The sequence below is a fragment of the Rhodovulum kholense genome (assembly GCF_003053725.1).
GTDB classification, from domain to species: Bacteria; Pseudomonadota; Alphaproteobacteria; order Rhodobacterales; family Rhodobacteraceae; genus Rhodovulum; species Rhodovulum kholense.
On record NZ_QAYC01000008.1, the window covers coordinates 100077 to 126525 of the forward strand.

The window sequence follows — 26449 nt, forward strand, 5'->3', positions numbered from 1 at the left end:
CGTGGCCGAGTCGAAGGATCTCATCTCAATACTTCAGGACCTTCCGGTCACTCAGGTATTCAGCGTCTCCTGACACGGACCGGTCCGTCCGGGCCTCAGTCCTTCAGAAGCGCGAGGGCCTCGGCCAGATCGATGGCGCCGTCGTAAAGCGCGCGCCCCGAAATCGCGCCCGCTATCGCGCCGGTGGCCCGAAGCGCCGTCAGATCGGCCAGCGACGACACGCCGCCCGAAGCGATCACCGGGATCGAGACGGCGCGGGCCAGCGCCTCGGTCGCGGCCACGTTCGGGCCCGCCATCGCGCCGTCGCGGTCGATATCGGTATAGATGATCGCCGAAACCCCTGCATCCTCGAAGGATTTCGCCAGATCGGTCGCCATCACGTCGGTTTCCTCGGCCCAGCCCTTGGTCGCGACCCGCCCCTTGCGGGCGTCGATGCCGACAGCGATCCGGCCCGGGAAGGCGCGGGCCGCCTCGCGCACCAGATCGGGGTTCTCGACCGCCACGGTTCCGAGGATCACCCGGGCCAGCCCCTTGCCCAGCCACATCTCGATGGTCGCCATGTCGCGGATGCCGCCGCCCAGCTGGGCCGGCACCTCGGTCGCGGCCAGGATCGCCTCGACGGCCGCGGCATTGACCGGCGCGCCCGCGAAGGCGCCGTTCAGATCGACCAGGTGCAGCCAGTCGCACCCCGCCTTCTGGAAGGCGAGCGCCTGCGCCGCCGGGTCCTCGCCGAAGACGGTCGCCTTGTCCATGTCACCCCTCAGCAACCGCACGCATTGGCCGTCCTTAAGGTCGATGGCGGGATAGAGGATCATGGGCGCTGTCCTTCCGGGTCCGAGTCGGGGTTCTGTCGCAGGAACGGCCCCGGAATGCAACGGGACCGAGCGCGCGCCAAAAGGGCGGGCTCGCCTCACGTCACCCTTGCCCGACGGAGGCCGCCGCGCCAGACTTTGCCCGCATGCTTTGGGAGGAGCACGATGCGCATCACCGTTCTGATCGCGGCCCTGACGCTGGCCGCCACCGCCGCCCATGCCGACCCGGTCGAGGGGGTCTGGCAGACCCCGCTCGACGATAACGGCCATTTCGGGCATATCCGGATCGCGCCCTGCGGCGCCGCGCTTTGCGGCACGCTGATCCGGGCCTATGATCGCCAGGGCCGCCAGATCGAAACCGATACGATCGGGCGGCAGATCGTCTGGGACATGAAACCCCAGGGCGGAGGCCGCTATGGCAAGGGCAAGGTCTGGGCGCCCGACCGCAACAAGACCTACAATTCCAAGATGGCGCTGGAGGGCGAGTTCCTGTCGGTCTCGGGCTGCGTCATCGGCATCTGCCGCGACGGCGGCCGCTGGAAGCGGGTACAATAGACACCAAGGCGCGCCGCGTCCGGCTCAGTGGCGGATCTCGACGGTCTGGCGCAGCGCGCCGGTCGCGGCGTCATAGATCAGGATGCGGTCGTCTTCGGTGACCACCGCCACCCAGTCGCGGCCGCGCGTCACCGCCGCGGCCTCGGCGCCGTCGGGCAGGGTCAGCGCCTCGGGCAGCGGCAGCGCGCCGCCCTGCCCCGGCATGCGGATGACAAAGAGCGCGACGATCAGTAGAAAGCCCGCAATCATCGTCACCATCAACAGGGTGACCAGCATCCGCAGCAGTTTCAGATCGGGGGGCAGCGCCTCCGGTTCGGGTTTGTCGTCCATGTCCTCGCCGCTCTCCTCGCCTCGCCGTCTTGCCGTCCTGATCGGACCGGCCCCGCCCGGCCGCCTTGATAAGGCGCTTGCCCGCGATGTGCCAGAGGAGGCCGGGCTGACCCGCTCCCGCTTGGCCAAGCTGATCGCGGCCGGCGCGGTATGGCGGAACGGCACGGCGCTGACCGATGCCCGGGCGAAGGTGGCCGAGGGCGAGGAAATCGAGATCGAGCTGGCCGAGCCGGCCGAGATCCGCACCGCGCCCGAGGACATCCCGCTGAGCGTGGTCTACGAGGACGACGCCCTGATCGTGGTCGACAAGCCTGCGGGGCTTGTGGTGCATCCGGCGCCCGGAAGCCCGTCGGGCACGCTGGTCAACGCCCTGCTCGCCCATTGCGGCGACAGTCTTGCGGGCATCGGAGGCGAGCGGCGGCCGGGCATCGTGCACCGGATCGACAAGGACACAAGCGGGCTTCTGGTGGCGGCCAAGACCGACAAGGCCCATGCGGGGCTGGCAGCGCAATTCGCCGCCCATACGGTCGAACGCCAGTATACCGCGCTGGTGCATGGCGTTCCCGATGCCGCCGACCCGCGGCTGAACGGGCTGGCCGGGGCCAGTTTCGAGACGGGCGGCGTGCTGCGGATCGCGACCCGGATCGGGCGGCACCGCACCGACCGGCAGCGTCAGGCGGTGCTGGCGGCGGGCGGGCGGCACGCGGTGACGCGGGTGAAGGTGGTCGAACCCTTCGGCACGCCGCCCGCGGCGGCGCTGGTCGCCTGCTGGCTGGAAACCGGCCGCACCCACCAGATCCGGGTGCACATGGCCCATGTCGGCCACGCGCTGATCGGCGATCCGGTCTATGGCGGGCGGCGACGGCTTTCGGAAAAGGCGCTGGGGCCCGAGGCCGCCGCCGCGGCCGCCGCCTTTCCGCGTCAGGCGCTGCATGCCGCGACGCTGGGCTTCGTGCATCCCGAAACCGGCGAGACCCTGCGCTTTGCCGCGCCGCTGCCCGCCGACATGGAGGACCTTGTCCGCCGCCTCGGGGGGTTGACACAACAAAGCACGCCTTCGTGAGCGTTTGCCGCATTCACCCTTTTTCGACGGAACACCGAACATGGTCCGTGCGATGAAGGGACAGGGCAGAGCTTGAACCGACCGGTTCGATCATTACCTGCCTAACAAGTGACGCAGGAGCAACAGGGACCCGCATGAGCAACTATGCCAACCTTCCCGCCCCGTCTCCGGAACAGGGGCTGAACCGGTACCTGCAGGAGATCCGCAAGTTTCCGCTGCTCGAGCCGGAAGAAGAATACATGCTGGCCAAAAGCTGGGTGGACCATCACGACACCGATGCCGCGCACCGGCTGGTGACGTCGCATCTGCGGCTCGCCGCCAAGATCGCCATGGGCTATCGCGGCTACGGGCTGCCCCAGGCCGAGGTGATTTCCGAGGCCAATGTCGGCCTGATGCAGGCGGTCAAGCGGTTCGACCCGGAAAAGGGCTTCCGGCTGGCGACCTATGCGATGTGGTGGATCCGCGCCGCGATCCAGGAATATATCCTGCGGTCCTGGAGCCTGGTGAAGCTCGGGACCACCTCGGCGCAGAAGAAACTTTTCTTCAACCTGCGCAAGGCGAAGGCCCGGATCGGCGCGCTGGAAGACGGCGACCTGCGCCCCGAGAACGTGCAGCGCATCGCCCATGACCTGAACGTGACCGAGGACGAGGTCATCGCCATGAACCGCCGCCTGTCGGGGGGCGACGCCTCGCTGAACGCGATGGTCGGCGGCGACGGCGACACCACCACCGAATGGCAGGAATGGCTGGAGGACGAGGACGCCAACCAGGCCGAGGCCTATGCCGAGAAGGACGAGATGGAAAGCCGCCGCGCGCTTCTGGCCGAGGCGATGGACGTGCTGAACGACCGCGAGAAGGACATCCTGATGCAGCGCCGCCTGCAGGACCAGCCGGTGACGCTGGAGGATCTGTCATCGGTCTACAATGTCAGCCGCGAACGGATCCGGCAGATCGAGGTCCGGGCTTTCGAGAAGCTTCAGAAGCGGATGAAGGACCTCGCAACGCAGAAGGGACTCCTTGCTCAGGTCTGATTTTGGGACGAGTTGCCTAAAATTCGTCTCATCTCATCAGAAAAATCGCCCCATTCCACAACTATCCCGAGCACTGGGGGCAGACTCCCTTTGTTTTTTGGTGTGTGGAAATGGGTTTGGATCTTGACGAGTACCTCGAGCAGCTCTCCGAAGCCGCCGGGACGGCAGATATTGACAGTTTTGAGGCCATTGCGGACGAGTTGCGGTCCAGGGCCTTGGCCGACGGATGGCTGCGGCCGGAAATCGTCCGCGAGATTTCGGCGCAGCGCTCGCGGCTTGCCGGAAGCGCGGCTTTCCGCGAACGGAACGCGCGACTGAGGGCCGCCCATGCCGAGGCCGAGAGCCTGGGCGATACCCACCGCGCCCAGGACCTGTCCGAGGCGCTGCGGCGCCAGAGCGCGGTCCTGCTGGCCGCGATGCGCACTCCCGAGGCGCGGTTCGAGGTGCTGCCCGAGCCGGGACAGGCGCTGTTCGACGCCATCGCGACGGGCGATCTGGCCCGGTTGCAAGAGGCGCTGGTGGGCACCGACCCGAATGCCCGTTACGGCACCCGGTCCGAAACCCCGCTGGGCCGCGCGCTGTCGGTGGAACGCCGGTCGCCCGCGGTGCTGCGGATCCTGCTTGCGGCCGGGGCCGATCCGAATGCCGGGCTCGCGAAGGGCGTGACGCCGCTGCATGAACTCGGGGTCTATCCGCGCCCGTGGGAACCGGCCGAGACCACCGCGACGCTGGCCCGGCTGCTGGTCGAGGCGGGCGCCGATCTCGAGGCGGAGACCGACACCTATCGCTGGACCCCCCTGCACCGCGCGGTGCTGGAAGGCACGCCGCCCGTTCTCGACGCGCTTCTGGACCTCGGGGCCGATGCCAATCGCCCCTTCGCGCACAGCTCGGAGCCCTGGTTCACGCCCGGGCGGCTGCCCCTTCAGATGGCCGGTGCCTGTCGCGCGCTGGCGGAAAGCCTGCTGTCGCACGGGGCCGACCCGCGCGCGCTGGACGACCGGGGGGAAGGCGTGCTGCCCTATCTCGAACGGCAACTGGCCCGGCACCTCGCCCTTGGCGCCGTCGGCGATCTGTACCGGACCGAACTGGAAGTCGTGATCGAAAGGGTCCGGTCCGCGCCGTCCCTGTGCTGACCGCCGCGCCTTGCGGGCGTCCGGTCCGTCAGGGCAGCAGCGCCAGCCAGACCCAGACGGTCAGGATCGAGCCCAGCGTGCCGACCAGCACCGCCGAGGCGGCGACCCGGCGGGCCGCGCCGTACATGTTGGCAAAGATGTAGGTGTTGACCCCCGGCGCCATCGCCGCGGTCAGCACGGCCGAGCGGAACTGCCCGGTCGACAGGCCCAGCACCGTGCCCATGCCCCAGACCACGGCCGGATGCAGCACCAGCGACAGGCCGCAGGCAAACAGCACCGTGCGCAGGTCGCCATCGGGACGGTAGCGCGACAGCACGCCGCCAAGCCCGAACAACGCCGCCGGAAGCGCGGCCCTGACCATCAGGTCCAGCGCGTCCTGCACGACCACCGGCACGCTCAGCCCGCCCAGATTGACTACCAGCCCCAGCGCGATGCCGATCACCAGCGCATTGCGGAACATCGAGCGCAGGATCGCCCCCGAGGTCCGCACCAGCCCCGCGCCGCGGTTCCGGACGATCTCCATCGCGGTCAGCCCGACGCCATAGCAGATCGGCGAATGCACCGCGATGATGGCATAGTTCGCCTGCAGCGCATCGGCGCCGAAGGCCCGTTCGGTGATCGGAACGCCCAGCAGCAACGAGTTCGAGAAAAGCCCGATGAAACCGATGGCGACGCTGTCCTCCCAGGTGCGGCCGAACAGGAGCCGTGCCCCGAACGTTCCCACCGCAAAGCCGGTCAGGGCGCCGGAATAGAAGCTGACCAGCAGCCGCCAGTCGAAATTCTGCCCCAGATCCAGTGTCGAGACGGCGCGGAACAGCAGGCAGGGAATCGCGAAGTTCTGCGTGAACTTCATCAGCCCGTCGACGCCCGCATCCGAGAAAAGCCCGCGCCAGACCGCGACATAACCGAAACCGAGGACCAGAAAGACCGGAAGGATGACCTCGATCAGCGCTTCCATCAGTCGGCGAGGCTCAGCACCATCCCGTCATAGGCGGGGGTGACGGTCTCGGGGGTCTCGGCGTCGAGCCGGGCATAATCGAGGTCGATATGCATGTTGGTCAGCACCGCGCGGCGGGGCCGGGCGCGGTCGATATAGGCCAGGGCCTCCTCGACATTCAGATGGGTCGGATGAGGGGTATAGCGCAGCGCGTCCAGCACGAGAATCTCGAGCCCCTCGAGCATCGGCCAGCTTTCCTGGTAAAGCTCGGCCACATCCGGCAGATAGGCCAGCCCCTGGATCCGGAAGCCAAGCGCGTCGATGGACCCGTGCCGGGCGCGGAACGGCACCAGCGTGACCGGGCCGCCCGCCCCCAGCACTGTCACCGGCCCGTCGATCGGATGCAGATCGAGGATCGGCGGATAGGGCGAGCCCTCGGGCTGGATGAAGGCATAGCCGAAGCGCGCGATCAACGCGTCCTGGGTCGGCCCGTCGGCCCAGACCGGCAGCCGCTTGCGCAGGTTGAAGACGATCTGCCGGAGATCGTCGATGCCATGCACGTGATCGGCATGGGAATGGGTGAAGACGACGGCATCAAGCTCGCCGACGCCGGCCTGCAGCAGTTGGTTGCGCAAATCGGGCGAGGTGTCGATCAGCACCCGTGTGGTGCCTTCGGGCGCGATGCGTTCGACCAGCATCGAACAGCGCTGGCGGCGGTTCTTCGGATTGTCCGGGTCGCAGGCGCCCCAATGCCCCCCGATCCGCGGCACGCCGCCGGACGAGCCGCAGCCAAGGATGGTAAAGCGCAGCTCGGCGCTCACGCGGCGGCCCGCCAGCTGGCGGCCTTGGCGAAGAGCCGGTCGAAATTGGCCTGGGTCCGCGCCGCGAAATCGGCATAGTCGAGCCCGAAGACCTCGGCCCCGACCCGCGCGGTATGGGCGCTATAGGCCGGTTCGTTGCGCTTGCCGCGATGGGGCGGCGGGGCAAGATAGGGGGCGTCGGTCTCGACCAGCACCCGGTCGAGGGGGGCCGCCGCGAAGATCTCGCGGATCTCCTTCGATTTCGGGAAGGTCGCGATACCCGACATCGACAGGTAGAAGCCCAGATCGAGCGCGGCGCGCGCCAGCTCGGGCGATGAACTGAAACAATGCATAATGCAGCCATAGGCGCCGTTGCGGTATTCCTCGGCGAGGATGCGCGCCATGTCGTCATCGGCGGCGCGGGAATGGATGATCAGCGGCAGCCCGGTCTCGCGCGCGGCGGCGATATGGATGCGCAGGCTGTCCTGCTGCACGTCGGCCGAGTCGGCGGTGTAGTGATAATCAAGCCCGGTTTCGCCAATGCCCACGAATTTCGGATGCTTCGCCAGCGCCAGCAGTTCGTCGACCGTGGCCATCGGCTCTTCGGCCGCGCTCATCGGATGGGTGCCGGCGGCGTAGAACACCGGCGCATGGGTCTCGGCGATCTCGCGCACCTGCGGTTCCTGCCGGAGGCGGGTGCAGATCGTCACCATCCGCGTCACCCCGGCCGCCTCGGCCCGGGCCAGCACCTGGTCCAGTTCGTTCGCGAAGTCGGGGAAGTCGAGGTGACAGTGGCTGTCGGTGATTTCGGGGGTCTTGGTGTCGCTCATCTCGCCTCAGGCGGCCAGCCGGCCGGCGGTCTCGTCAAGTCTCAGAACCGTATCGAGGATGAGGGAAGCCGGGTCAAGGTTCACCGCCCGGCCCTGGCGCGCCCGCGCGGTCAGGTCCTGCGCCGCCTCGGCCCAGGCGCGGGCGGCATGGGCGTCGGGGGCCAGCCGGGTCAACAGCGCGGCCTCGCCCGGCGCCGCCTCGGGCGGGGGCGCGCCGGTGGCCCCGGTCCGGGCCAGCCGCGCCAGCACCAGTTCGATCAGCCGAAGCGTCAGGTCGAACCGCGCCTCGGCGCCACGCCCGGCCGTGCTTTCAGCAAGTTTCAGAAGCCGCGACCGATCCAGCCGCGGATGCCCGGCCAGAAGCCCGACCAGATCGGCGTAAAGCGCCAGACCGTCCAGCCGGGCCAGCCGGATCGCCTCGCCCACGGACCCGCCCGAAAGCTGGGCCAGCGCCGCGCTGTCGCCCGCCTCATGGCCCGCCTGCGCAAGCGCGCGGGCCATGTCGTCGGGCCCGAGCGGCCCCAACCGAAGCTCGCGGCAGCGCGACCGGATCGTCGGCAGAAGCCGCGCGGGCGAATGGCTGATCAGCAGCAGGGTGGCATTCGCGGGGGGCTCTTCGAGCAGTTTCAGCAGCGCATTGGCCGCGCTGACGTTCAGCTCGTCGGCGGAATCGACGATCACCACGCGCCGTCCGCCCTCGGCCGAGGACAGCCCGAAGAAGGATTTCAGCCGCCGCACATCGTCGACCCGGATCTCGGCCGACAGCGCATTGCCCTTGTCGTTGGGCCCGCGCCTGAGAACGAACAGCCCCGGCTCGGATTGCGCCGCCATCCGGCGCGCGACCGGATGATCGGCGGGCACGGCCAGGCTGTCGGGCGCGGCCTCGGCCCCGAAAAGCCCGGCATCGCCTCCCGCTGCGGGTCGGGTCAGCAGAAACCGCGCGACCGACCAGGCCAGCGTCGCCTTGCCGACCCCGCGCGGCCCGCTGAGAAGCCAGCCGTGATGCATCCGCCCGCCGGAAAAGGCATCGAGAAACGCGGCCTCGGCGGCCTCCTGCCCGATCAGGCAAAGGGTATCGCGCGGATGCGGCGCGCCCTCGACTCGGTCGGGTTCGGGAAGCTCCGCCTCGCTCATGCCAGCGCCGCCTCGGCCAGCCGCGCGATGTCGCGGGCGACCTCGTCCGGCGCGCGGTCGGCATCGACCACGCGGCAGCGGCCGGGAAATTCAGCGGCGAGATCGAGGAAGCCCTGACGGCTTCGGGCCTGCAGCGCCTCGCCGAAATCCTCGAACCGTTCCTCGGACCCGTTGCGCCCTTTGGCACGCGCCAGCCCGGTCGCGGGCGCCATGTCGAGGATGACCGTCAGGTCGGGCTCGCGACCGATCATCAGGTCGTGCAGCCGGTCGACCGTGGCCCGCAGATCGCCCCGGGTGATGCCCTGATAGACCCGGGTGGAATCGGCGAAGCGGTCGCAGATCACCACCGCACCGCGGTCGAGCGCGGGACCGATGGTCCGTTCCAGATGGTCGCGCCGCGCGGCCGTGAACAGCAGCAATTCCGTCTCGGCCGACCACCGGTCGGGGTCGCCTTCCAGCACCAGCCGCCGGATCTCCTCGGCGCCGGGGCTGCCACCCGGCTCGCGCGTCAGCACGACCTCATGCCCGCCCGCGCGCAGCCGCTCGGCCAGGGCGCGCGCCTGGGTCGACTTGCCCGACCCGTCGATGCCCTCGAAGGTGATGAACCGCGCGCGCCCGGCCATGTCAGAGGTCGGCGGCCTTCTTCTCGGCCCAGCGCAGGAACACCTCGGTCGCGGTTCGCAAACGCGGCACGAACCCGCCCCGCGCCACCTCGCGCTCGGCCACCAGCGGCACCCGCAGCGGCTCCATGTCGGGGCGCTGGATCACCAGCTCGCCCAGCTCCTGCCCGGCCTCGATCGGCGCCAGCACCGGATCGTGGAAATGCACCTCGGCATCGACCGTGTCGCGCACCACCGCCGGCAGCAGCACCTCGAGATCGTCCTTGGCGACCAGCCCGACCTTCTCGATCTCGCCCATCCAGACATCGGTTTCGGCCAGACGTTCGCCCCGGCGCAGCACGCCGCGCTGCACGAACTGGCGGAACGCCCAGTTGATGATCCGCTCGCCTTCCTCGGCGCGCTGCTCGGTGCTTTCCAGCCCCGAGATCACGAAGGTCACCCGCCGCCCGTTCTGCAGGGCCGAGCCGACCAGCCCGTAGCCTGCCTCCTGGGTATGGCCGGTCTTCAGCCCGTCGGCGCCGATCCCGAGCTTCAGAAGCGGGTTGCGGTTGAACCGGTTCTGCGGGGCACGGCCGTCATAGTCGTATTCGCGCTCGCCGAAGAAGCCGTAATATTCGGGGAACTCGTCGATCAGACGCATCGCGAGGATACCCAGATCGTGCATGCTCATCCGCTGGTTCGGATGCGGCCAGCCGCTAGCATTGGCGAAGGTCGAATTGGTCATGCCCAGCGCATGGGCGCGCTCGGTCATCAGCCGCGCAAAGGCTTCTTCGGTGCCCGCCAGCCCCTCGGCCACCACCACACAGGCATCGTTGCCCGATTGCACGATGATGCCCTGGATCAGATCCTCGACGGTCGGCCGGTCGCGTTCATTCAGGAACATCGTCGAGCCGCCCATCGACATCGCCTTGGCCGAGACCGAGAACTGGGTCTCGAGCGTCACCCGCCCGTCGCGCAGCGCCTCGAACAGCATGTTCAGGGTCATCAGCTTCGACATCGAGGCGGGCGGCACCGGCTGGTCGGCATTCTTCGACAGGAGCACGGTCCCGGTGGTCTGGTCCACCACATAAGCCGCGCCCGCCCGGGTCTCGAAGCTGGCCTCTGCGGGGACGGACAGCGCCATCAGCGCCAGGGCCCCGGCAAGGGCGGACAGGAAGGTCGGTCGCATGGTCACCTCTCGCATTGGGTCCGGCGTCGCACGAACGGGTCAGCGGGTCACGGCATAGGCATCCTTGAAGCCCAGCCCGCGCGCCGCCTCGATCAGCGCCGCCCGGTCGTCCTCGGTCTTAACGGGGCCGGAGACGACACGCCAGAGCGGCCGCCCGCCCGGATCCGGCGCGCGGATTTCGGCCGAAAGCCCGGCCTTGGTCAGACGCGCCGCCGTCTGCTTGGCGCCGTCCGCGCTGTCGACCGTGGCGACCTGCACGAAGCGCCGGGTCAGCGCCGCCGGCGCGCGCTCTGCGTCGTCGTCCTGCGCGGTCGCGGCGGGCTGCGGGTCGGGGGTCCGGCGCAGCGCCGTAACGCTCAGCTCGGTCGGCTGCCCGGCCAGAAGCCCGATCTGCGCTGCCGCATCGGACGACACCTGAAAGCGCGGCCCCGGGCTCTCGCGTTCGCGGCGGAAGAGCGCGCCGACGACCGACTGGCCGGTTGCGGTATTGCGAATGATCACCCGCTCGGGGTCGGTCACGTCGGGATGCGCGATCCAGATCCCGCCCAGCGAGGGGCGCCCGTCCCAGAGCCCGGTCTCTTCGGCCTGAAACACCTCGGGCGCCTCGACATCCTCGCCCGCCGCGCGTTGCACGATCTGCGGCCCGGGCGCATCGCCGACGCCCTTGCTCCCGAAAAGCCCTGCGCCCGCGCCACCCTGACAGCCGGCCAGAATGCCTGTCACCGCCAGCAGGACCGCCATCCGCGCGATCCGGTATCCCTGCATGCATCGCCCCTGTTTCGCGCACGTTTGCCGTGCGGCGTCGTCGTCCTCTGCGCCCGGCCAGCTCCGGCCAACCGCTGGCCGACCGCTGCAAGATCCGCGCGAATCATATCGTCAGAGGCGGTGCAAGGAAAGGCTTGCCCCGACGGGCGCCGCCTTTGCCCGCCCCCGCAGGCCTGCGCGGTCGCGCCCGGCGCACAAGCCTGTTGTCGCGCCCGGCAGTTCCGGCTAAGCCTGACACGGTTTGCCCGGCCCCTCGGTTTCCCTGGAAACCGTACGCTGGCAAGCACGGAAGGGTGGCAGAGTGGTCGATTGCAGCGGTCTTGAAAACCGCCGATGTGCAAGCATCCGTGGGTTCGAATCCCACCCCTTCCGCCATTAAACTCTTATTTTATTGTGAATTTCCAAGATTGGCCCCCACCCACACAAGGCCCCAGATCCGAAGAAGGCTTGATCTTGGTCTGATCGGAGTGCTTCGGGCTGCCTATTTTCGATCTGCGATAAGCTTCGACAGAAGCGAAGGCATGTTTTCCATAAGGACCAGGGCACATTCCACCGTCTCGCCGGTCATGGCTATCTGCAACTGCCCTGCGGGCACTGCCTGATCCCAGAAAAAGTTCTGCGTGAGGAAGCCCAGAACGCCCCGCTTGTAGTCGGTGTCGGGGTTTTGCAGGTGGTCGCCCCTGGTTTCCCGCACCACGATCCGCCCAGCGCCTGCGTTACCGCCCGTGGCGAAGATGAAGTCAGGATATATGCGCCCGCGCTTCCAGCCTTGCAGCGCCATCCTGAGACTGGCTTTGGCTACGTTCCGGTGCCACCACTTCACCGCGTCATCCCCATCCTGGTGCACGGCGACGTTCCGTTCCTCGCCGTTCAACTCGTTTCGGAATACAGGGAAAAACAGGCTGCGGGCCAGCGCGCCGCCATCGGCTCCGGTCAGGTGGGGCAACTTCGCCGGTCGCGTGGTCAGCATGTGGTCGGGCATCTGCCAGTTGTTGCCGTCCAGCCGGAGCCGGAATCGAATGTCACCGGCCTTCACCGCCGCGCGGAACAGTGATTCGGATCGGGCATCGTGTTCCTTGGTCGGGACCACCCGCAGCCGGTCGATGATCACGCCGGATGCAGCGCCCAGCTTGGCCGCGTCGAAGCCGCGCGCTTCCAGACCCTTCACCAGGTCCGCGACGATCCCCCCGCGCCACGAAGGGGTTGGGCACCAGATCGGAAAACACCCGCACCGCGCAAGTGGGGTCGAATTGCAGGGATTCAGCCGCCGCCGCGACAACCTCGCCCGGGACACACTCATCGTCCCCTGCGTCGGTCAGGGCGATGCGCTGCAGCTGCGCCGCCACCTGTGCCGGGTTGTCCGGTATGTCGGCCACCACATCCGCCACCCTTTGCGCGACGGTTCAGGGGCCCGGCCCGCAGTGCATCGACGGGGCGCCGGATTTTACGGCGGCCGCAGCCTTCGTTACCCCAACTGATCCGGCGGATCGTCCCGAAAAGCGTCGATCAGGTCGAACAGGAACTGCAACGCCAGCGTGCCGAACCCGAGCGGCAGGAGTGCATAAGGCAGGACCATCGGCGTGCCGAAGCTCGACGAGACCCGTTCGCCATAGTCCCAGGCCTGCTCTGCCATCAGCGCGCCGCGCCAGGTCAGGATGCCCGCGAAGGCGATGCCGGTCATCGCGACGACGGCGCGTGCCGCGCGGCGGAGTGCTGGCGCGGCATTTTCGACGAAGAAGGTGATGCGGATATGGTTGTCGGTGCGCTGGACATCGGCCGCGACCATGACCGCGACATAGATCAGCAGGAAGGTGTTGACCTCCAGCGACCAGGAGGTGGGCGCCGCGAAGGCGTAACGCTGGATCGCGTCATAGCAGATCGTCACCACGATGAAGACCAGCACCAGCTGCCCCACGATCCGGGTGCCCTGAACCATGCGGGTGAAGACCTGTCTCACGGCGCCCTCCCCGCTCAGCCGGCCTGGCCGGTGGCCAGCGCAATGGCGCGGTGGCCGGTCTCTTCGCCGACATCCGCGATCCAGGCCGCGCGCACCTCTTCGGCGGCGGCGTCGAGCGCGGCGAGATCCTCGCCGGTCGGATCGGTCACCTCGATCCCGGCCGCCTCGATGGCGGGCCAGTAATCGTCGCGGTAGATCACCTCGTTGGCCTCCTTCGCGCCATTGGCGTCGAACCAGTCGGCCGCGGTCTCGAAGGCCGCGCGCACCTCGTCACCCATCTTTTCCCAGCGCTGCGGCGTGACGAAGAGCCCGATGCCGAAGCCGGTGATCGGCAGGCGGTAGACATGGTGCAGCTGTTCCTGAAGCGAGCGGCCGATGATGGTCGAGATATTGGCCACGGCCGCATCGACGGTGCCGCGCTGCAGCCCGAGGTAAAGCTCGGACGAGGGCAGCCGCACGGCCGCGCCGCCGAAACCCTCGACGACCTTGGTGCCCTCGAAGCTGACGACGCGGACCTTCTTGCCCTTCACGTCGGCGATGGACCGGATCGGGGCGCCCGCGCTCGACCACAGATATTCCGGCTCGAGCACATTGCCCATCATCGAGACCATGTAGAGGTCTTCCCTGGCGAGTTCTTCGTTGATCAGGTCGAACAGCGGGCTGCCCTTCCTCAGGCGGTCGGGGTTCTCGTACAGCGCCTCGATCACGCCTGGCAGGCCGGTGATGCCCAAGATCGGCACCGAGCGGGTGATGTAGCTTGTGGTGTGGAACATGAAGTCGATGGTGCCGGCCCTCAGCGCCGCCAGCTGTTCGTCGGCCTTCAGCAGCTTGCCGCTGTCGTAATAGTCGACATCGACCGCGTCGCTTGCGTTCAGCCGCTCGACAAACCCGGCCGAGCCGAAGGACAGCGCGCGGTAGCTGGGCGGCAGGTAGCTGACGCCGGTCAGCCGGGTCGCGGCCAGCGCCGGTCCGCCGGTCGCGCCCAGAAAGGCACCGGCCCCCATCAGCGCCGTGCCGGTCTTCAGGAAAGTGCGTCTCGTCTGGGTCATCTCTGGGTTCCTCCCCTTTGGTATCCTGACATGAAACGGGTCACAGAAGTCCGGGCAGCCAGAGGCTCAGCCCCGGAAACAGCACGAAGATCATCAGCATCACGAACTGGACCGCCACGAAGGGCAGCACCGCGCGGACGATCTCTTCGACGCTGAGCATCGGGCAGACCCCGCGCAGCGCATAGAGGTTCAGCCCGACCGGCGGGGTCACCACCGCGATCTCGAGGTTCATCACCAGGATGATGCCGAACCAGAGCGGGTCATAGCCCAGCGCCAGGATCAGCGGCAGAAGGATCGGCGTCGTCACCACGATCAGCGACACCGCGTCGACCAGCATGCCCAGCAGCACGAGGGCCAGCATCAGCACCACCAGGATCGCCCAGTCGGGGAGGCTGGTGGCAGTCAGCCGTTCGGTCACGATCTCGGGGACGCGCACGAGGTTGAGGTAGTCGCCGAAGATCTTGGCGCAGCCGATGATCAGCAGGATCGTGCAGGAGACCTTGACCGACGAGGCCAGGATCTGGGCGAAGCTGCGCAAGCTCAGCGTGCGGAACACCAGCGCCGCGATCAGGAAGGCGCCAGCGGCGCCGAAGGCGGCGGCTTCGGACGGCGTGGCGATGCCCTTGTAGATCGCGCCCAGCACGATCACCACCAGCAGCAGCGCATGCCAGATGCCGCCCAGCGCGCGCAGCATCTCGCCCGCGCGGGGCGGCGGGCCGCTTTCGCGGGGCGCCTGGTCGGGATGGCGGCGAACGCGGATGTAGATGTAAAGCGCCAGCGCCCCGGCCAGCGCCAGTCCCGGAACGATGCCCCCGACGAAGAGCGCGCCGACCGAGACGCCCGAGACCGCGCCGTAGATGATGAAGGGCACCGAGGGCGGGATCAGCATCGCGAGCGCGCCCGACGAGACTACCGCCCCCGCCGCGAGCCCGCGCGAATAGCCGCGTTCCAGCATCTGCGGCACCGCGATCGAGCCCACGGCGGCGACGCCCGCCACCGACACGCCCGAAACCGCCCCGAACAGCGCCGAGGCCCCCACCGTGGCGATGGCGAGCCCGCCCCGAAGCCAGTACAGCCAGATCGCCGCGGCGCGGAAGAGGTTGGTGCCGACCGGCGTCGCCGACAGCAGGTTGCCCATCAGGATGAACAGCGGCAGCGCGATCAGCTCGAAGGAATTGAGCTGGCCGAAGATCGAGGTCGGCGCGAAGAAGAAGGCCAGCGGCCCCCGCGCCATCCACAGGCCCAGAAGGCCGCTGGCGCCGAGCGCCAGGAAGATCGGCGCGCCCATGCCGATCAGGCCGATCAGCAGGACCACCACGAGGACGGGTTCGATCATCGGGCGGTCCCTTTCGGTTCGAAGTCGGTCGTCATGCGCATCACAGCCCGTAGGGGATCAGCAGGGCCAGCCCCGGCAGGGCGCACATCACCACCGCGATCAGCAGCATCAGCAGGACGAAGGGCGTGACGCCCCGGATCACGGTGCCGATCCCGGTCCGGGCAATCGCCTGGATGACAAAGAGGTTCAGTCCGACCGGCGGCGTGATCAGTGCGATCTCGATCAGCAGGACGAAATAGACGCCGAACCAGACCGGATCGATGCCGAAGCCCAACACCGTCGGCAACAGCACCGGCACCATGATCAGCAGCATCGACATGCTTTCGAGGAAGAGCCCGACGAACAGCAGGATCGCCGAGACGATCAGCAGGAACACCCAGCGGCTGTCGCCCGCGACCGAGAACATCTCGGCGACTTCGGCCGGGATCTGGTAAAGCGTGATCGCGCGACCGAAGATCTTGGCGCCGACGACGATCAGGAAGATCACCGACGTCGTCATCACCGAATCCCTCAGCGCGGCCAGGAAATCCTGCCAGCTCAGCGAGCGCTGCAGCACCGTGATCAGCAGCGCGGCCGTGGCCCCGATGCCCGAGGCCTCGGTCGGCGTGAAGGCGCCCGAATAGATCCCGCCCAGCATCAGCACCGCCAGAAGCGCGGTCGGCAGGGCGCGGCGGCTGGCGCTCAGGCGCTCGGGCCAGCTGGCCTTCCCGGCCCGCGTGGCCCGGTTACCCAGCGTGGCCGCGACCACCGCATAGAGGCCGAAGACGAGGATCAGCGCGAGGCCGGGGCCGATCCCGGCGAGGAAGAGCTTGCCGATGCTTTCCTCGGCGATGACGCCGTAGACGATCAGCGGCACCGAAGGCGGGATCAGGATGCCGAGCGTCCCGCCCGCGGCCAGCAGGCCCAGCGTGAACGAGGTGCCATAGCCACGCCGGATCATCTCGGGGATGGCGACGGTGCCGACGGTGGCGGCGGTCGTGACCGAACTGCCCGAGATCGCCGCGAAGATCCCGCAGGACAGCAGCGCCGCGATGCCGAGGCCGCCGGGGAAATGGCCGACCCAGCTTTGCAGCGCCACGAAGAGATCGCGCCCGACCCCGCCTCGCAGCAGGATGTTCGACATGAACAGGAACAGCGGCACCGCGATCAGCACGAAATCGTTGACACCGCCAAAGAGGTTCGCGGGGATCAGCGCCAGCGGCAGCCCCTTCAGCACGATCAGCAGCGTCCCGAGCGAGGCCAGCCCGAAAGCGACCGGCAGCCCGGTCAGCAAAAGCGCGATCAGCCCGACGATGATCAGAACCGGAGTCATGCGGTATCCCTTTCGCCGGGCAGGTCGCCTGCGTCGCCATGGCCGAAATCGGGCGCGGGCCGCAGCCAGAGCCGCGCCGCATCGGCGAAGGCCTGCAGCGACAGCAGCGCGAAGCCGATCACCACCGGCGCCTCGACGATCCATTGCGGCAGTTGCAGCATGCTGGCGGTGCGCCGCCCCATGGCGATGCTTTCCAGCATCTCGCCCCAGCAGAGCCAGACCGCCATCGCCGAGAACCCGCCGATGACCACCAGCGAGAACAGCTCGATCAGCCGGGCCGCGGTCGGGCTGCGGCCGCCGATCAGCGCGGTGATCCGGATCATCCGCCGCTGCCGCAGGCTTTGCGCCATGGCGACGAAGGTCAGCCACAGCAAAAGCGTGGTCGCCACATCCGAGGTCCAGCGCGTGGGAGCGTGCAGCACATAGCGTGCCAGCGCCTCATAGGTGACCATCGCGCAGATCGCGACGAGCGCCAGATCGGCGCATCGTCCGGCGATGGCAGACAGCCGGTCGACGGCCCGCAACAGGGCAGGTCCGTCCAGGCGTTCCGGGACCCGCGAAGGGCCCCGGGGCGGCGGCGCGTGCGTGCCTTCGGTCATGGCGGAGCGCGATCAGTACAGCGCGCGGATGTCGTCGACGAGCTGCTGTCCGGTGGCGCCTGCATCCTTGATGAAGATGTCGATGGCGGGCGCGGAGGCCTTCTGCCATTGCGCGATCTCTTCCGGGGTCAGCTCGGTCACCGTCGCATTGCCGGTCTCGACCAGCCAGGCCGCGGCCTCCTCGTTCTGCTGCCGGGTCTTGGCGCGCAGGTCGGCCTCGGCCCGATGGGCGGCCTCGTCGACCCAGGCGCGCTCCTGATCGCTGAGCCCGTCATAGGTCGCGGGGTTGATCACCACGATGAACTCGGCCAGCGAATGGTTGGTCATGGTGACGTGGTCCATCACCTCGTAGAGCTTGCGCGACTTGACGGCGGTGGTGCCGCTCATGCCGATATCGACGGTGCCGCGCTGATAGGCCATGAACTGTTCCGATCCGCCCATGACGACGGGTGTGCCGCCCACGGCCTCGATGAAATCGCCCACGGGCTTGCCGAGCGCGCGCACCAGCTTGCCCTTCATGTCGGCGGGCGTGCGGATCGGGTGGTCCTTCGACAGGATCTGGACGGGCCCGTAATCCTGCCACCACAGCACCTTGGTCCCGGTCTCGCCGATCAGCCGGTCGAAGGTCTGGCGCACCGGGCTTTCGGGCGCGGCGGCCTTGGCCAGCACCTCGTAGCTCGGAAACAGGAACGGCTCGCTGAAGATGCCCGCGGCAGGCACGGTGCCCGAATATTCGTCGGCCAGCACGACACCCATGTCGATGGCGCCGCTCGCGACCGCCTTCGGCACCTCGCTGCCCTTGAACAGCTGGGCGCTGTCGTAGATCTCGACCTTGATCTCGCCGCCCGAAAGCTCTTCGAGCGCCTCCTTGAAGGTCACGACATTGGCGCCGATCGGGTGATCGACGGACACCTGAACGGTCGCGCGCAGGGTCTTGTCGGCCACTGCCTGCCCGGTCGAGCCCGCCAGCGCGCTTCCCGCCAGCAGGGCGGCCAGAAGATAGGGTTTCATGGTAATCCTCCCAGAATGTGCCAGCGTTTCGACCGGCGAATGACGGACGGTCGGTGCCGCCCAATGTCTCCCGCGCGACCCTCCTCCGGAGCGCGGGAGCCTGTCAGAACGTCAGATCACGCCCTCCGCACGCAGCCGGTCCAGCCGGTCGGGCGACAGCCCCAGATCGTTCAGCAGGATGTCGTCGGTATGCTCGCCCAGTTCGGGTCCGGCATGGCGGATCTCGCCCGGCGTGTCCGACAGGCGCGGCGCCACGTTCTGCATCTTGATCGAGCCGAAATCGCGATGCGGCAGCTCGACGATGGCCTCGCGCGCCTTGAAATGCGGGTCGTCCAGCATCTCGGCCGCGCTGTAGATCAGCCCGCAGGGCACGCCGTTCTCGTGCAGGGTATCTTCCAGCGGCTTCAGGTCCTGCGTGCGGGTCCAGTCGTTGATCAGGTTGTCGAGTTCGGTCATGTGGGTGCCGCGCGCCGAATGGGTGGCATAGCGCGGGTCCTCGGCCAGATCGGGCCGGCCCATCGCCGAAGCGAGCCTGCGGAACACCGTGTCCTGATTGGCCGCGATCAGCAGCAGCTTGCCGTCGCGGGTCTCGAACACGTTCGAGGGCGAGACATTGGGCAGCGTCGCGCCGGTCCGTTCGCGGACATAGCCCGCGACATGGTATTCGCTGACGGTGCTTTCCATCATCGCCAGCACCGCCTCGTAGATCGCGCTGTCGACGACCTGGCCCTGGCCGGTCCGCTCGCGGGCATGCAGCGCCATCAGCGCGCCCATGCAGGCATAGACCGCCGCCAGTTCGTCGCCAATCGAGATCCCCATCCGGCTGGGCGGGGTCGAAGGATCGCCCACCACATAGCGCAGGCCCCCCATCGCCTCGCCGATGGCGCCATAGCCCGCGCGGCGCGAATAGGGGCCGGTCTGGCCAAAGCCGGTGACGCGGACCATGATCAGCCGCGGATTGATCTTCTTCAGATCCTCATAGCCGAGGTTCCAGCGCTCCATCGTGCCGGGGCGGAAATTCTCGATCAGGATATCGGTCGAGCGGATCAGGTCGCGCACGATCTCCTGGCCCTCTTCGGTGCGCAGGTTCAGCGTCAGCGATTTCTTGTTGCGTGCCACGATGGGCCACCAGAGCGACTTGCCATAGGGCTTTTCCTGCCCCCAGACCCGCAGCGGATCGCCGAGGCCCGGCTGTTCGCACTTGATCACCTCGGCGCCGAAATCGGCCAGCAACTGCCCGCAGAACGGCCCCGCCAGAAGCTGCCCCATTTCCAGCACGCGGACATCGTTCAGCGGCCCGCGTCGCGCGGCCGTTTCTTCGCTTGGCATTGGTCTTCCCTCTCCCTTGTCGCGGCGCAGCATGCCATGCCTCGACTCTCCTTGTGAATAATGTATACAAATCTGAAAGAGGGTCTCAACGGATTTCTTGCCCGGGGAGGGGAAAATGAAGGATGTCGTTGAAATTGTGGATGTCACGTTGCGAGATGGCATTCAAAACGAGAAGACGTTTCTTGATCTGGATACAAAAAAGCGCATGCTGGCCGCGATCATCGACGCCGGAGCAACCCGGATCGAGATCACCAGCTTCGTCAATCCCGCGCGGGTGCCGCAGATGGCCGATGCCGAGGCCCTGTGCGCCGATCTGCCCCGCGAAGGGCTGCGCCATATCGGTCTGGTGCTGAACCATCGCGGCTTCGCGCGCGCGCTGGAGGCCGGGCTCGACGAGGTGAATTATGCCATCGTGCTCAGCGACACGTTCAGCCAGCGCAATCAGGGCATGACCTCCGCCGAGGGCGTCGCGCTCTGGCACCGCCTCGCGGCCGAAACCCGGGGCCGGGTCGGCACCAATGTCACCCTGGCCGCCGCCTTCGGTTGCCCGTTCGAGGGGGAGGTTCCGGTGGCGCGGATGATCGAGGTGCTCGAGCAGGTGATGGAGGCCGCGCCCGACGAGCTGACGCTGGCCGACACCATCGGCGTGGCCACCCCCCGCGACATCGAGGACCGCGTGGGCGCGGTGCGTGCGCGGTTTCCCGACCTGCCGATCCGGCTGCATCTGCACAACACCCGCAATACCGGGCTCGCCAATGCCTGGGCCGGGTATTGCGCCGGGGTGCGGTCCTTCGATGCCTCGCTGGGCGGCGTCGGCGGCTGCCCCTTCGCGCCGCGCGCGACCGGCAACCTGCCGACCGAGGATCTGGTTTACATGTTCGAGCGCTCGGGTATTGCAACCGGATACGATCTCGACCGGGCAATAGCAGGGGCGAAGGCGCTCGAGGTGGCCCTGGGCCATCCGGTTCCGGGGATGCTGATGAAGGCGGGCGGCTTCCCGGCCCCCGCCGGGATCTGAGCGCGACGAAACGGGGGGAAGAATGGCACGGGCAGAGGATGGCGGCGAACGGCTCGGCGCGGCCGAACTGGCCTATCGGGCGATCCGCAAGCGGATCTTCTCGGGCCACTATGCCGAGAACGAGCGCGTCACCGAGGCCGAATTCGCGGAAAGCCTCGCCATGTCGCGCACCCCGGTGCGCGAGGCGGTCAAGCGGCTGATCCTCGAGGGTCTGCTGACCCGCGAGGCCGGGCCCGGGCTGCGCGTGGTGGGACTGGGCGCGGACGAGATCGAACAGATCTTCGCGATGCGCCTGCTGCTTGAATCCTACGCCGCGCGCCGCGCCGCGGGCTTTGCCAGCGCCGGGGAACGCGCGCAGCTGGCCGACCTCGCCCTGCAGATGCAGGCCCATGTGCCGCCGCGAAACGATGCCGATTACGAGGCCATCACCGAGGCCAACCGCGCCTTTCACCAGCTGATCCTGACCGCCGCGCGCTCGCCCCGGCTGGAGGCGATGCTGTCGCTCGTCGTCAATCTCGGGCTCGTCTCGCTGACCTTCAAAAGCTACGACGAAGCCGCGATCCGGCGCTCGGCCGCGCATCACAAGGAAATCGCCGAGGCGATCCTCGCGGGCGATGCCGACTGGGCGGGGGCTGCGATGCAGACCCATCTGCATGCGGCCACGGCCGCCGCGCGCCGGAATTTCGGGTCCTGAGCCTTCGGGATTTGGGCCTTCGGGACCGCCGCAGGGCCGCGTGTGACATCACGTCCGGCCCGCGGCCCGCGGGCGGCTTGCCCCAGATCAAGGACCGCGCCGTCGTCCGCGCCGAGGATTGCCATACCAAAACTGCTGCGGCAATCCGCGCTTTGTACGAAAATTGCCCAAAGACTAGAAGCTGGGCAATTTTGTGCAATTCCGCGCGCGACACAGGACGACGCCAATGACACATGCCCTCCGGCAGGGTGCCGACGAGCCTCTTGGCGCGGGACAGTCCCGCCCGATGACCGGCAACGAAGCCATCGCCCGCGGCGTCTGGGAGGCCGGCGCCAGGGTCGCCGCAGCCTATCCCGGCACGCCCTCGACCGAGATCCTGGAAAGCCTCGCGGCCTATCCCGCCGCCGACATCCACGCCCAGTGGTCGACCAACGAGAAGACCGCGATGGACGTGGCCATCGGCGCCTCCTTCGCGGGCGCGCGCGCCTTCACCGCGATGAAGCATGTCGGCATGAATGTCGCGGCCGATGCGCTGATGTCCTTTTCCTATATCGGGGTCAATGGCGGGCTGGTGGTCGCGGTCTGCGACGATCCGGGCATCCATTCTTCGCAGAACGAGCAGGACAGCCGGATCTATGCCCGCTTCGCCCAGGTGCCGGTGCTGGAGCCCTCGGACGGGCAGGAGGCTCTCGAGTTCACCCGGACCGCGTTCGACCTGTCCGAAGAATACGACTGTCCGGTCTTCGTGCGCTCGACCACGCGGCTGTCGCATACCCGAAGCGCGGTGACCCTGGGCGCGCGCCAGACACCCGCCGCGCGCGTCTTCGAGGACAATCCCCGCAAGAACGTGATGATCCCGGCCCATGCCCGGATGCGCCACGGCCATGTGCTGGCGCGCGAGGCGCGGCTGCGCGAGGCCCTGTCGGACAGCCCCCTGAACCGGGTCGAGCCGGGCGATGCGCGGGTCGGCATCATCACCTCGGGCATCCCCTATACCTATGTGAAGGAATGCCTGCCCGACGTCTCGGTGCTGAAGCTCGGCGTCACCTGGCCCCTGCCCGACCGGCTGATCCGCGAGTTCTGCGAAGGCGTCGAGCGGGTGATCGTGGTCGAGGAACTGGAACCGCTGATCGAGGACGCGTTGAAGGCAATGGGGATCGCCTGCGACGGCAAGGCCTTCTTCCCGCGCGAGGGCGAATTCTCGCCCGAGATCGTCCATGACGGGCTGGCGAAGGCCGGGCTGATGCCCGCGCGGGTCCATGCGGCGCCTTTCGAATTCGCGCCGATGGTGCGCCCGCCGGTCCTCTGCGCGGGTTGCCCGCATGTGGCCTGCTTCATGGCGCTGGGCGCGCTCGATGCGCGGGTCGCGGGCGATATCGGCTGCTATACGCTGGCCGTGGTCGAGCCGCTGAAGTCGATGGATACCTGCGTCTCGATGGGGTCGAGCATCGCCAATGCGATCGGCATGGCCAAGGCCGGAACCGAGACCCGGCCGATCGTCGCCACCATCGGCGACTCGACCTTCCTGCATTCGGGCATCCCGCCCCTGATCGACGCGATCTACAACGATGCCGACATCACCGTCTTCATCCTCGACAACCACATCACCGCGATGACCGGCGGGCAGGACCATCCCGGCACCGGCCGCACCCTGCGCGGCGATCCCGCGCCGCGGGTCGATTTCTTCGCGCTGGTCAAGGCGCTGGGCGTGCGCTGGGTGCAGAAGGTCGACAGCTACGACACCGCCTCGATGCAGCGGCAGTTGCGCGAGGCGGTCGCGCACAAGGGCGTGTCGGTGGTGATTTCCGACCGGCCCTGCGTGCTGGACCCGGTGCGGATCAAGGGCCCGGCGATGGCGGTCGATCAGGACAGTTGCATCGCCTGCCAGGCCTGCATGAACCTCGGCTGCCCGGCCATCACTTGGGCCGAGGGCTGGCACGAAGGCCGCCACAAGGTGAAGATCGACCCCGAGGCCTGCATCGGCTGCAGTCTGTGCGCGCAGCTTTGCGCCTCGCATTCGATCAAGCCCGCCGACATTGCCGAACAGGTCTGAGCCATGGACAAGCGCAACCGGACGACAAACGTTCTGATCGTCGGCGTCGGCGGACAGGGCGTCATCATGGTCTCGAAGGTGCTGGCCCAGCTGTGCCAGGAGGCCGGCCATGACGTGAAGCAAAGCGAGGTCCACGGCATGGCCAAGCGCGGCGGCGGCGTCTTCAGCCATGTCCGCTTCGGGGCCAAGGTCTGGTCGCCGACCATCCCCGAGGGCGAGGTCGACATCCTTGTCGCGCTGGAATGGGCCGAGGGCCTGCGCTGGATCCGGCATCTCAAGCCCGAGACCGGCACCTTCATCGCCGATTGCCAGAAGATCGTGCCGCCCTTCGCCTGCCGCAGCCGCAAGCGCGGGGCCGAGCCCGCCTATGCGCCCCAGACCCCCGAAGAGATCATCGACCAGGTCCATGCGGGCTATGTGATGGACGCGACCGGCCTTGCGGCCAATCTGGGCAATGCGCGGGCCGCCAATACCGTGTTGCTGGGCGCGCTGTCGACCGCGCTCGATTTCCCCGAAGAGGCCTGGGCGCAGGTCATCGCCGCCACCGTCCCGCCCAAATCGGTTCAGATCAACGCCCGGGCCTTCGCCGAGGGCCGGGCCTGGGCGCTGGGCGGGACCAAGCGGATCGACGTCACCGCCAGCGGGCTGCAGAAATCCCGCGCCGAGGTGCATCACCCGCAGGTCGAGACCGTGGTCGAGATCACCGCCGACTGGTGCAAGGGCTGCGACATCTGCGTGAAAAGCTGCCCCGAACGCTGCCTGCGGCTGAACGACCAGCTCAAGGCCGAACTGGCGCTGCCCGATCTGTGCACCGGCTGCCAGCTCTGTTCCTGGCTGTGCCCCGACATGGCGATTTCCGTCACCAATACGCCCGTTCAGGAGGCCGCGTCATGACCGCCCCGTCCCTCGCTGCTGCGCCGCCCGCCCTGACCGGCCGCCGCAACCTGGAAGGCAACGAAGCCTGTGCCCTGGGCGCGATCCGCGCCGGATGCCGGTTCTTCGCGGGCTATCCGATTACGCCCTCGTCCGAGGTGGCCGAGACCATGGCCCGCGAGCTGCCGAAAGTCGGCGGCACCTTCATCCAGATGGAGGACGAGATCGCCTCGATGGGCGCGGTGATCGGCGCCTCGATGGGGGGCGTGACGGCGATGACCGCGACCTCGGGTCCGGGGTTTTCGCTGAAACAGGAAAACCTCGGCTATGCCTGCGGCGCCGAGATCCCCTGCGTGATCGTCAATGTGATGCGGGGCGGGCCCTCGACCGGGATGCCCACGCGCCCGGCGCAGGGCGACATCCTGCAGGCACGCTGGGGCACCCATGGCGACCATGCGGTGATCGTGCTGGCCCCGGCCTCGGTCGGCGAGGCCTATTCCGAGACGATCCGCGCGGTCGAGCTGTCTGAAACCCTGCGGGTGCCGGTCGTGGTGCTGCTGGACGAGGTGATCGGCCATCTGACCGAAACCGTCGATCTGGGTGCCGTGCCCGAGACGCCCGGGATCGCCCGGCCCTTCGCCACCGGCCCGCGCGAGGGCTTCCTGCCCTATGCCGAAACCGCCGATCTGGTGCCGCCGATGCCGCGCCCGGGCGACGGCTATCGCAGCCATTGCACCGGCCTGACCCATGGCCCGGACGGCTTTCCGACCCAGAACCCCGCCGTCGCCGCCGCCGCGCTGACCCGAACGACCGACAAGCTGGTCCTGCACCGCGCCCGGATCGAAAGCTGGCGCGAGCAGGCGACCGAGGATGCCGATCTGCTGATCGTCGCCATCGGCATTTCCGCCCGCGCCGCGCGGCAGGCGGTGAAGGATTTGCGCGCCGAGGGGCTGAAGGTGGGGCTGTTCCGGCCGGTCACGCTCTGGCCCTTCCCCGAGACGCCGCTGCGCGAGGCGGTGGCGGCGGCGGGCACGCGCAAGGTTCTGGTGCCCGAGATGAACCAGGGCCAGCTGGTGCTGGAGGTCGAGAGGGTGCTGGCGGGCCGGGCCGAGGTCGCCGGGCTGTCCCGCATCGATGGCGAGACCCTGACCCCGGACGAGATCGCCGGGGCGGCGCGGGAGGCGCTGAAATGAAGGACACCAAGACCGAAAGCGCCGCGAGCTTCGATGTCAACGACTACCTGCGGCAGGACCGGATGCCGCATTTCCTCTGCCCCGGCTGCGGCCACGGCATCGCACTGCGGGCGCTGCTCTGGGCGGTGCATGAACAAGGCATCCCGAAGGACCGGCTGGCGGTCGTCTCGGGCATCGGCTGTTCGGGGCGCTTGTCCGCCTATATCGACGCCAACACCTTCCACACCACCCATGGCCGGCCGCTGACCTTCGCCACCGGGCTCAAGCTTGCGCGGCCCGACCTGCATGTCATCGTCATCACCGGCGACGGCGACTGTCTGGCCATCGGCGGCAACCATCTGATCCATGCCTGCCGCCGCAATCTCGACATCACCTGCGTGATGCTGAACAACGAGATCTACGGCATGACCGGCGGACAGGTCTCGCCGATGACGGCCGAGGGGCGGTTCACCACCACGACGCCCGAGGGCAATACCGAGCCCAATTTCGACGCCTGCGCGCTGGCCGCCGCGGCCGGGGCCAGCTTTGTCGGGCGCGAGGTGACGGCGCAGGTGCTGGCCCTGAAGACGCTGCTGGGACAGGCCATCGCGCATGAGGGCTTTTCCTTCGTCGAGGTGCTGTCGGACTGCACCGAGATCTATGGCCGCAAGAACGATCTTGGCGCCTCGCCCGAGATGATGCTGGCCAAGAAAAGCGCGATGCGACCCTATGCCTATCGCAACACGGTCGATGTGCCGTTCCGGCCGAACGCGCTGCGGACCGGCGTCCTGACCCGGACCGACCGGCCCGAATACGGCGCCGCCTGGCGCGCCATGGCCGCCCGTATCCGGAACGAGGAGCACTGAGC

General features: G+C 68.3%; 27 protein-coding genes and 1 tRNA gene. 11 read left to right on the plus strand and 17 right to left on the minus strand.

The genetic code is table 11. From position 1 onward, the window contains the following. Positions 1 to 95 precede the first annotated feature (95 nt). Positions 96 to 815, minus strand: a complete 720-nt coding sequence (hisA, locus tag C8N38_RS11935; RefSeq protein WP_108027406.1) for a 1-(5-phosphoribosyl)-5-[(5-phosphoribosylamino)methylideneamino]imidazole-4-carboxamide isomerase — start codon at positions 813 to 815, stop codon at positions 96 to 98. 162 nt (positions 816 to 977) lie between these two features. On the opposite strand from hisA, the gene C8N38_RS11940 reads away from it, so the two are divergent. Beyond that, positions 978 to 1367, plus strand: coding sequence for a DUF2147 domain-containing protein (locus C8N38_RS11940; protein WP_108027407.1), 390 nt, complete (start codon positions 978 to 980; stop codon positions 1365 to 1367). Positions 1368 to 1391: 24 nt separating this feature from the next. Here the strand turns inward: C8N38_RS11940 and C8N38_RS11945 are convergent, their stop codons facing one another. Beyond that, the gene (locus tag C8N38_RS11945; protein WP_108027408.1) at positions 1392 to 1697 is read right to left on the minus strand and encodes a DUF6476 family protein; all 306 of its coding nucleotides are present in this window, start codon (positions 1695 to 1697) and stop codon (positions 1392 to 1394) included. Here C8N38_RS11945 and C8N38_RS11950 point away from each other — a divergent pair. From C8N38_RS11950 to C8N38_RS11960, 3 genes are all read left to right on the plus strand, one after another. Continuing rightward, positions 1696 to 2760 carry an RluA family pseudouridine synthase gene (locus tag C8N38_RS11950; RefSeq protein WP_108027409.1) on the plus strand — a complete coding sequence of 355 codons (1065 nt, stop codon included), beginning with the start codon at positions 1696 to 1698 and terminating at the stop codon, positions 2758 to 2760. The two genes, C8N38_RS11945 and C8N38_RS11950, sit on opposite strands and share 2 nt — an antisense overlap. A 134-nt stretch (positions 2761 to 2894) precedes the next feature. Beyond that, a complete protein-coding gene (gene rpoH / locus C8N38_RS11955) occupies positions 2895 to 3791 on the plus strand; it encodes an RNA polymerase sigma factor RpoH (RefSeq protein ID WP_108027410.1) in 897 nt (298 codons plus the stop codon). Positions 3792 to 3901: 110 nt separating this feature from the next. Then, a complete protein-coding gene (locus C8N38_RS11960; RefSeq protein WP_108027411.1) occupies positions 3902 to 4924 on the plus strand; it encodes an ankyrin repeat domain-containing protein in 1023 nt (340 codons plus the stop codon). Positions 4925 to 4952: 28 nt separating this feature from the next. Here C8N38_RS11960 and C8N38_RS11965 read toward each other — a convergent pair whose 3' ends face one another. Genes C8N38_RS11965 through C8N38_RS11995 form a run of 7 tightly spaced genes read right to left on the minus strand, consistent with a single transcriptional unit; the run spans position 4953 to position 11178 of the window. After that, positions 4953 to 5882, minus strand: coding sequence for an AEC family transporter (locus C8N38_RS11965; RefSeq protein WP_108027412.1), 930 nt, complete (start codon positions 5880 to 5882; stop codon positions 4953 to 4955). Further along, a complete protein-coding gene (locus C8N38_RS11970; protein WP_108027413.1) occupies positions 5882 to 6682 on the minus strand; it encodes an MBL fold metallo-hydrolase in 801 nt (266 codons plus the stop codon). Before C8N38_RS11970 ends, C8N38_RS11965 begins: the two co-directional genes overlap by 1 nt. After that, positions 6679 to 7491 (minus strand): TatD family hydrolase, encoded by an 813-nt coding sequence (locus tag C8N38_RS11975; RefSeq protein ID WP_108027414.1) that lies wholly within the window; start codon positions 7489 to 7491, stop codon positions 6679 to 6681. The genes C8N38_RS11970 and C8N38_RS11975 overlap by 4 nt, the downstream gene beginning before the upstream one ends. Before the next feature lie 6 nt (positions 7492 to 7497). Beyond that, positions 7498 to 8625, minus strand: a complete 1128-nt coding sequence (locus C8N38_RS11980) for a DNA polymerase III subunit delta' (RefSeq protein WP_108027415.1) — start codon at positions 8623 to 8625, stop codon at positions 7498 to 7500. Beyond that, positions 8622 to 9248 (minus strand): dTMP kinase, encoded by a 627-nt coding sequence (gene tmk, locus C8N38_RS11985; RefSeq protein ID WP_108027416.1) that lies wholly within the window; start codon positions 9246 to 9248, stop codon positions 8622 to 8624. Before tmk ends, C8N38_RS11980 begins: the two co-directional genes overlap by 4 nt. A gap of 1 nt (position 9249) precedes the next feature. After that, complete coding sequence (locus C8N38_RS11990) at positions 9250 to 10413, minus strand: D-alanyl-D-alanine carboxypeptidase family protein (RefSeq protein WP_108027502.1); 1164 nt, start codon at positions 10411 to 10413, stop codon at positions 9250 to 9252. A 39-nt stretch (positions 10414 to 10452) separates the two neighbouring features. Then, a complete protein-coding gene (locus C8N38_RS11995) occupies positions 10453 to 11178 on the minus strand; it encodes an SPOR domain-containing protein (protein ID WP_108027417.1) in 726 nt (241 codons plus the stop codon). A gap of 287 nt (positions 11179 to 11465) precedes the next feature. Here C8N38_RS11995 and C8N38_RS12000 point away from each other — a divergent pair. Beyond that, positions 11466 to 11553: transfer RNA gene (locus C8N38_RS12000), tRNA-Ser, on the plus strand. 106 nt (positions 11554 to 11659) lie between these two features. Here the strand turns inward: C8N38_RS12000 and C8N38_RS12005 are convergent. From C8N38_RS12005 to C8N38_RS12040, 8 genes are all read right to left on the minus strand, one after another. Continuing rightward, on the minus strand, positions 11660 to 12346 hold the full coding sequence (locus C8N38_RS12005) for a hypothetical protein (protein WP_108027418.1): 687 nt from the start codon (positions 12344 to 12346) through the stop codon (positions 11660 to 11662). 297 nt (positions 12347 to 12643) lie between these two features. Next, complete coding sequence (locus C8N38_RS12010; RefSeq protein ID WP_215731134.1) at positions 12644 to 13135, minus strand: TRAP transporter small permease; 492 nt, start codon at positions 13133 to 13135, stop codon at positions 12644 to 12646. A 14-nt stretch (positions 13136 to 13149) separates the two neighbouring features. Next, positions 13150 to 14184: a TRAP transporter substrate-binding protein gene (locus C8N38_RS12015; RefSeq protein ID WP_108027419.1), complete on the minus strand. Its 1035-nt coding sequence runs from the start codon at positions 14182 to 14184 to the stop codon at positions 13150 to 13152. Positions 14185 to 14224: 40 nt separating this feature from the next. Further along, on the minus strand, positions 14225 to 15520 hold the full coding sequence (locus tag C8N38_RS12020; RefSeq protein WP_108027420.1) for a TRAP transporter large permease: 1296 nt from the start codon (positions 15518 to 15520) through the stop codon (positions 14225 to 14227). Positions 15521 to 15560: 40 nt separating this feature from the next. Further along, positions 15561 to 16832: a TRAP transporter large permease gene (locus C8N38_RS12025; protein WP_108027421.1), complete on the minus strand. Its 1272-nt coding sequence runs from the start codon at positions 16830 to 16832 to the stop codon at positions 15561 to 15563. Then, positions 16829 to 17356: a TRAP transporter small permease gene (locus C8N38_RS12030; RefSeq protein WP_245895712.1), complete on the minus strand. Its 528-nt coding sequence runs from the start codon at positions 17354 to 17356 to the stop codon at positions 16829 to 16831. Before C8N38_RS12030 ends, C8N38_RS12025 begins: the two co-directional genes overlap by 4 nt. Positions 17357 to 17443: 87 nt before the next feature. Next, entirely contained in the window at positions 17444 to 18442 is a 999-nt protein-coding gene (locus C8N38_RS12035; RefSeq protein ID WP_108027423.1) for a TRAP transporter substrate-binding protein, read from the minus strand. A gap of 111 nt (positions 18443 to 18553) precedes the next feature. Further along, a complete protein-coding gene (locus C8N38_RS12040; RefSeq protein ID WP_108027424.1) occupies positions 18554 to 19771 on the minus strand; it encodes a CaiB/BaiF CoA transferase family protein in 1218 nt (405 codons plus the stop codon). Between the two features lie 115 nt (positions 19772 to 19886). Between C8N38_RS12040 and C8N38_RS12045 the strand changes: the two genes are divergently transcribed. From C8N38_RS12045 to C8N38_RS12070, 6 genes are all read left to right on the plus strand, one after another. Further along, complete coding sequence (locus tag C8N38_RS12045; RefSeq protein WP_108027425.1) at positions 19887 to 20789, plus strand: hydroxymethylglutaryl-CoA lyase; 903 nt, start codon at positions 19887 to 19889, stop codon at positions 20787 to 20789. A gap of 22 nt (positions 20790 to 20811) precedes the next feature. Then, positions 20812 to 21483, plus strand: a complete 672-nt coding sequence (locus tag C8N38_RS12050; protein WP_108027426.1) for a GntR family transcriptional regulator — start codon at positions 20812 to 20814, stop codon at positions 21481 to 21483. A 226-nt stretch (positions 21484 to 21709) separates the two neighbouring features. Further along, complete coding sequence (gene iorA, locus C8N38_RS12055; RefSeq protein ID WP_108027427.1) at positions 21710 to 23536, plus strand: indolepyruvate ferredoxin oxidoreductase subunit alpha; 1827 nt, start codon at positions 21710 to 21712, stop codon at positions 23534 to 23536. Positions 23537 to 23539: 3 nt separating this feature from the next. Beyond that, complete coding sequence (locus tag C8N38_RS12060) at positions 23540 to 24430, plus strand: 2-oxoacid:acceptor oxidoreductase family protein (protein WP_108027428.1); 891 nt, start codon at positions 23540 to 23542, stop codon at positions 24428 to 24430. Then, positions 24427 to 25602, plus strand: coding sequence for a 2-oxoacid:acceptor oxidoreductase subunit alpha (locus C8N38_RS12065; protein WP_108027429.1), 1176 nt, complete (start codon positions 24427 to 24429; stop codon positions 25600 to 25602). Before C8N38_RS12060 ends, C8N38_RS12065 begins: the two co-directional genes overlap by 4 nt. Continuing rightward, positions 25599 to 26447, plus strand: a complete 849-nt coding sequence (locus C8N38_RS12070; RefSeq protein WP_108027430.1) for a thiamine pyrophosphate-dependent enzyme — start codon at positions 25599 to 25601, stop codon at positions 26445 to 26447. Before C8N38_RS12065 ends, C8N38_RS12070 begins: the two co-directional genes overlap by 4 nt. The last annotated feature ends 2 nt before the right edge of the window (positions 26448 to 26449 follow it).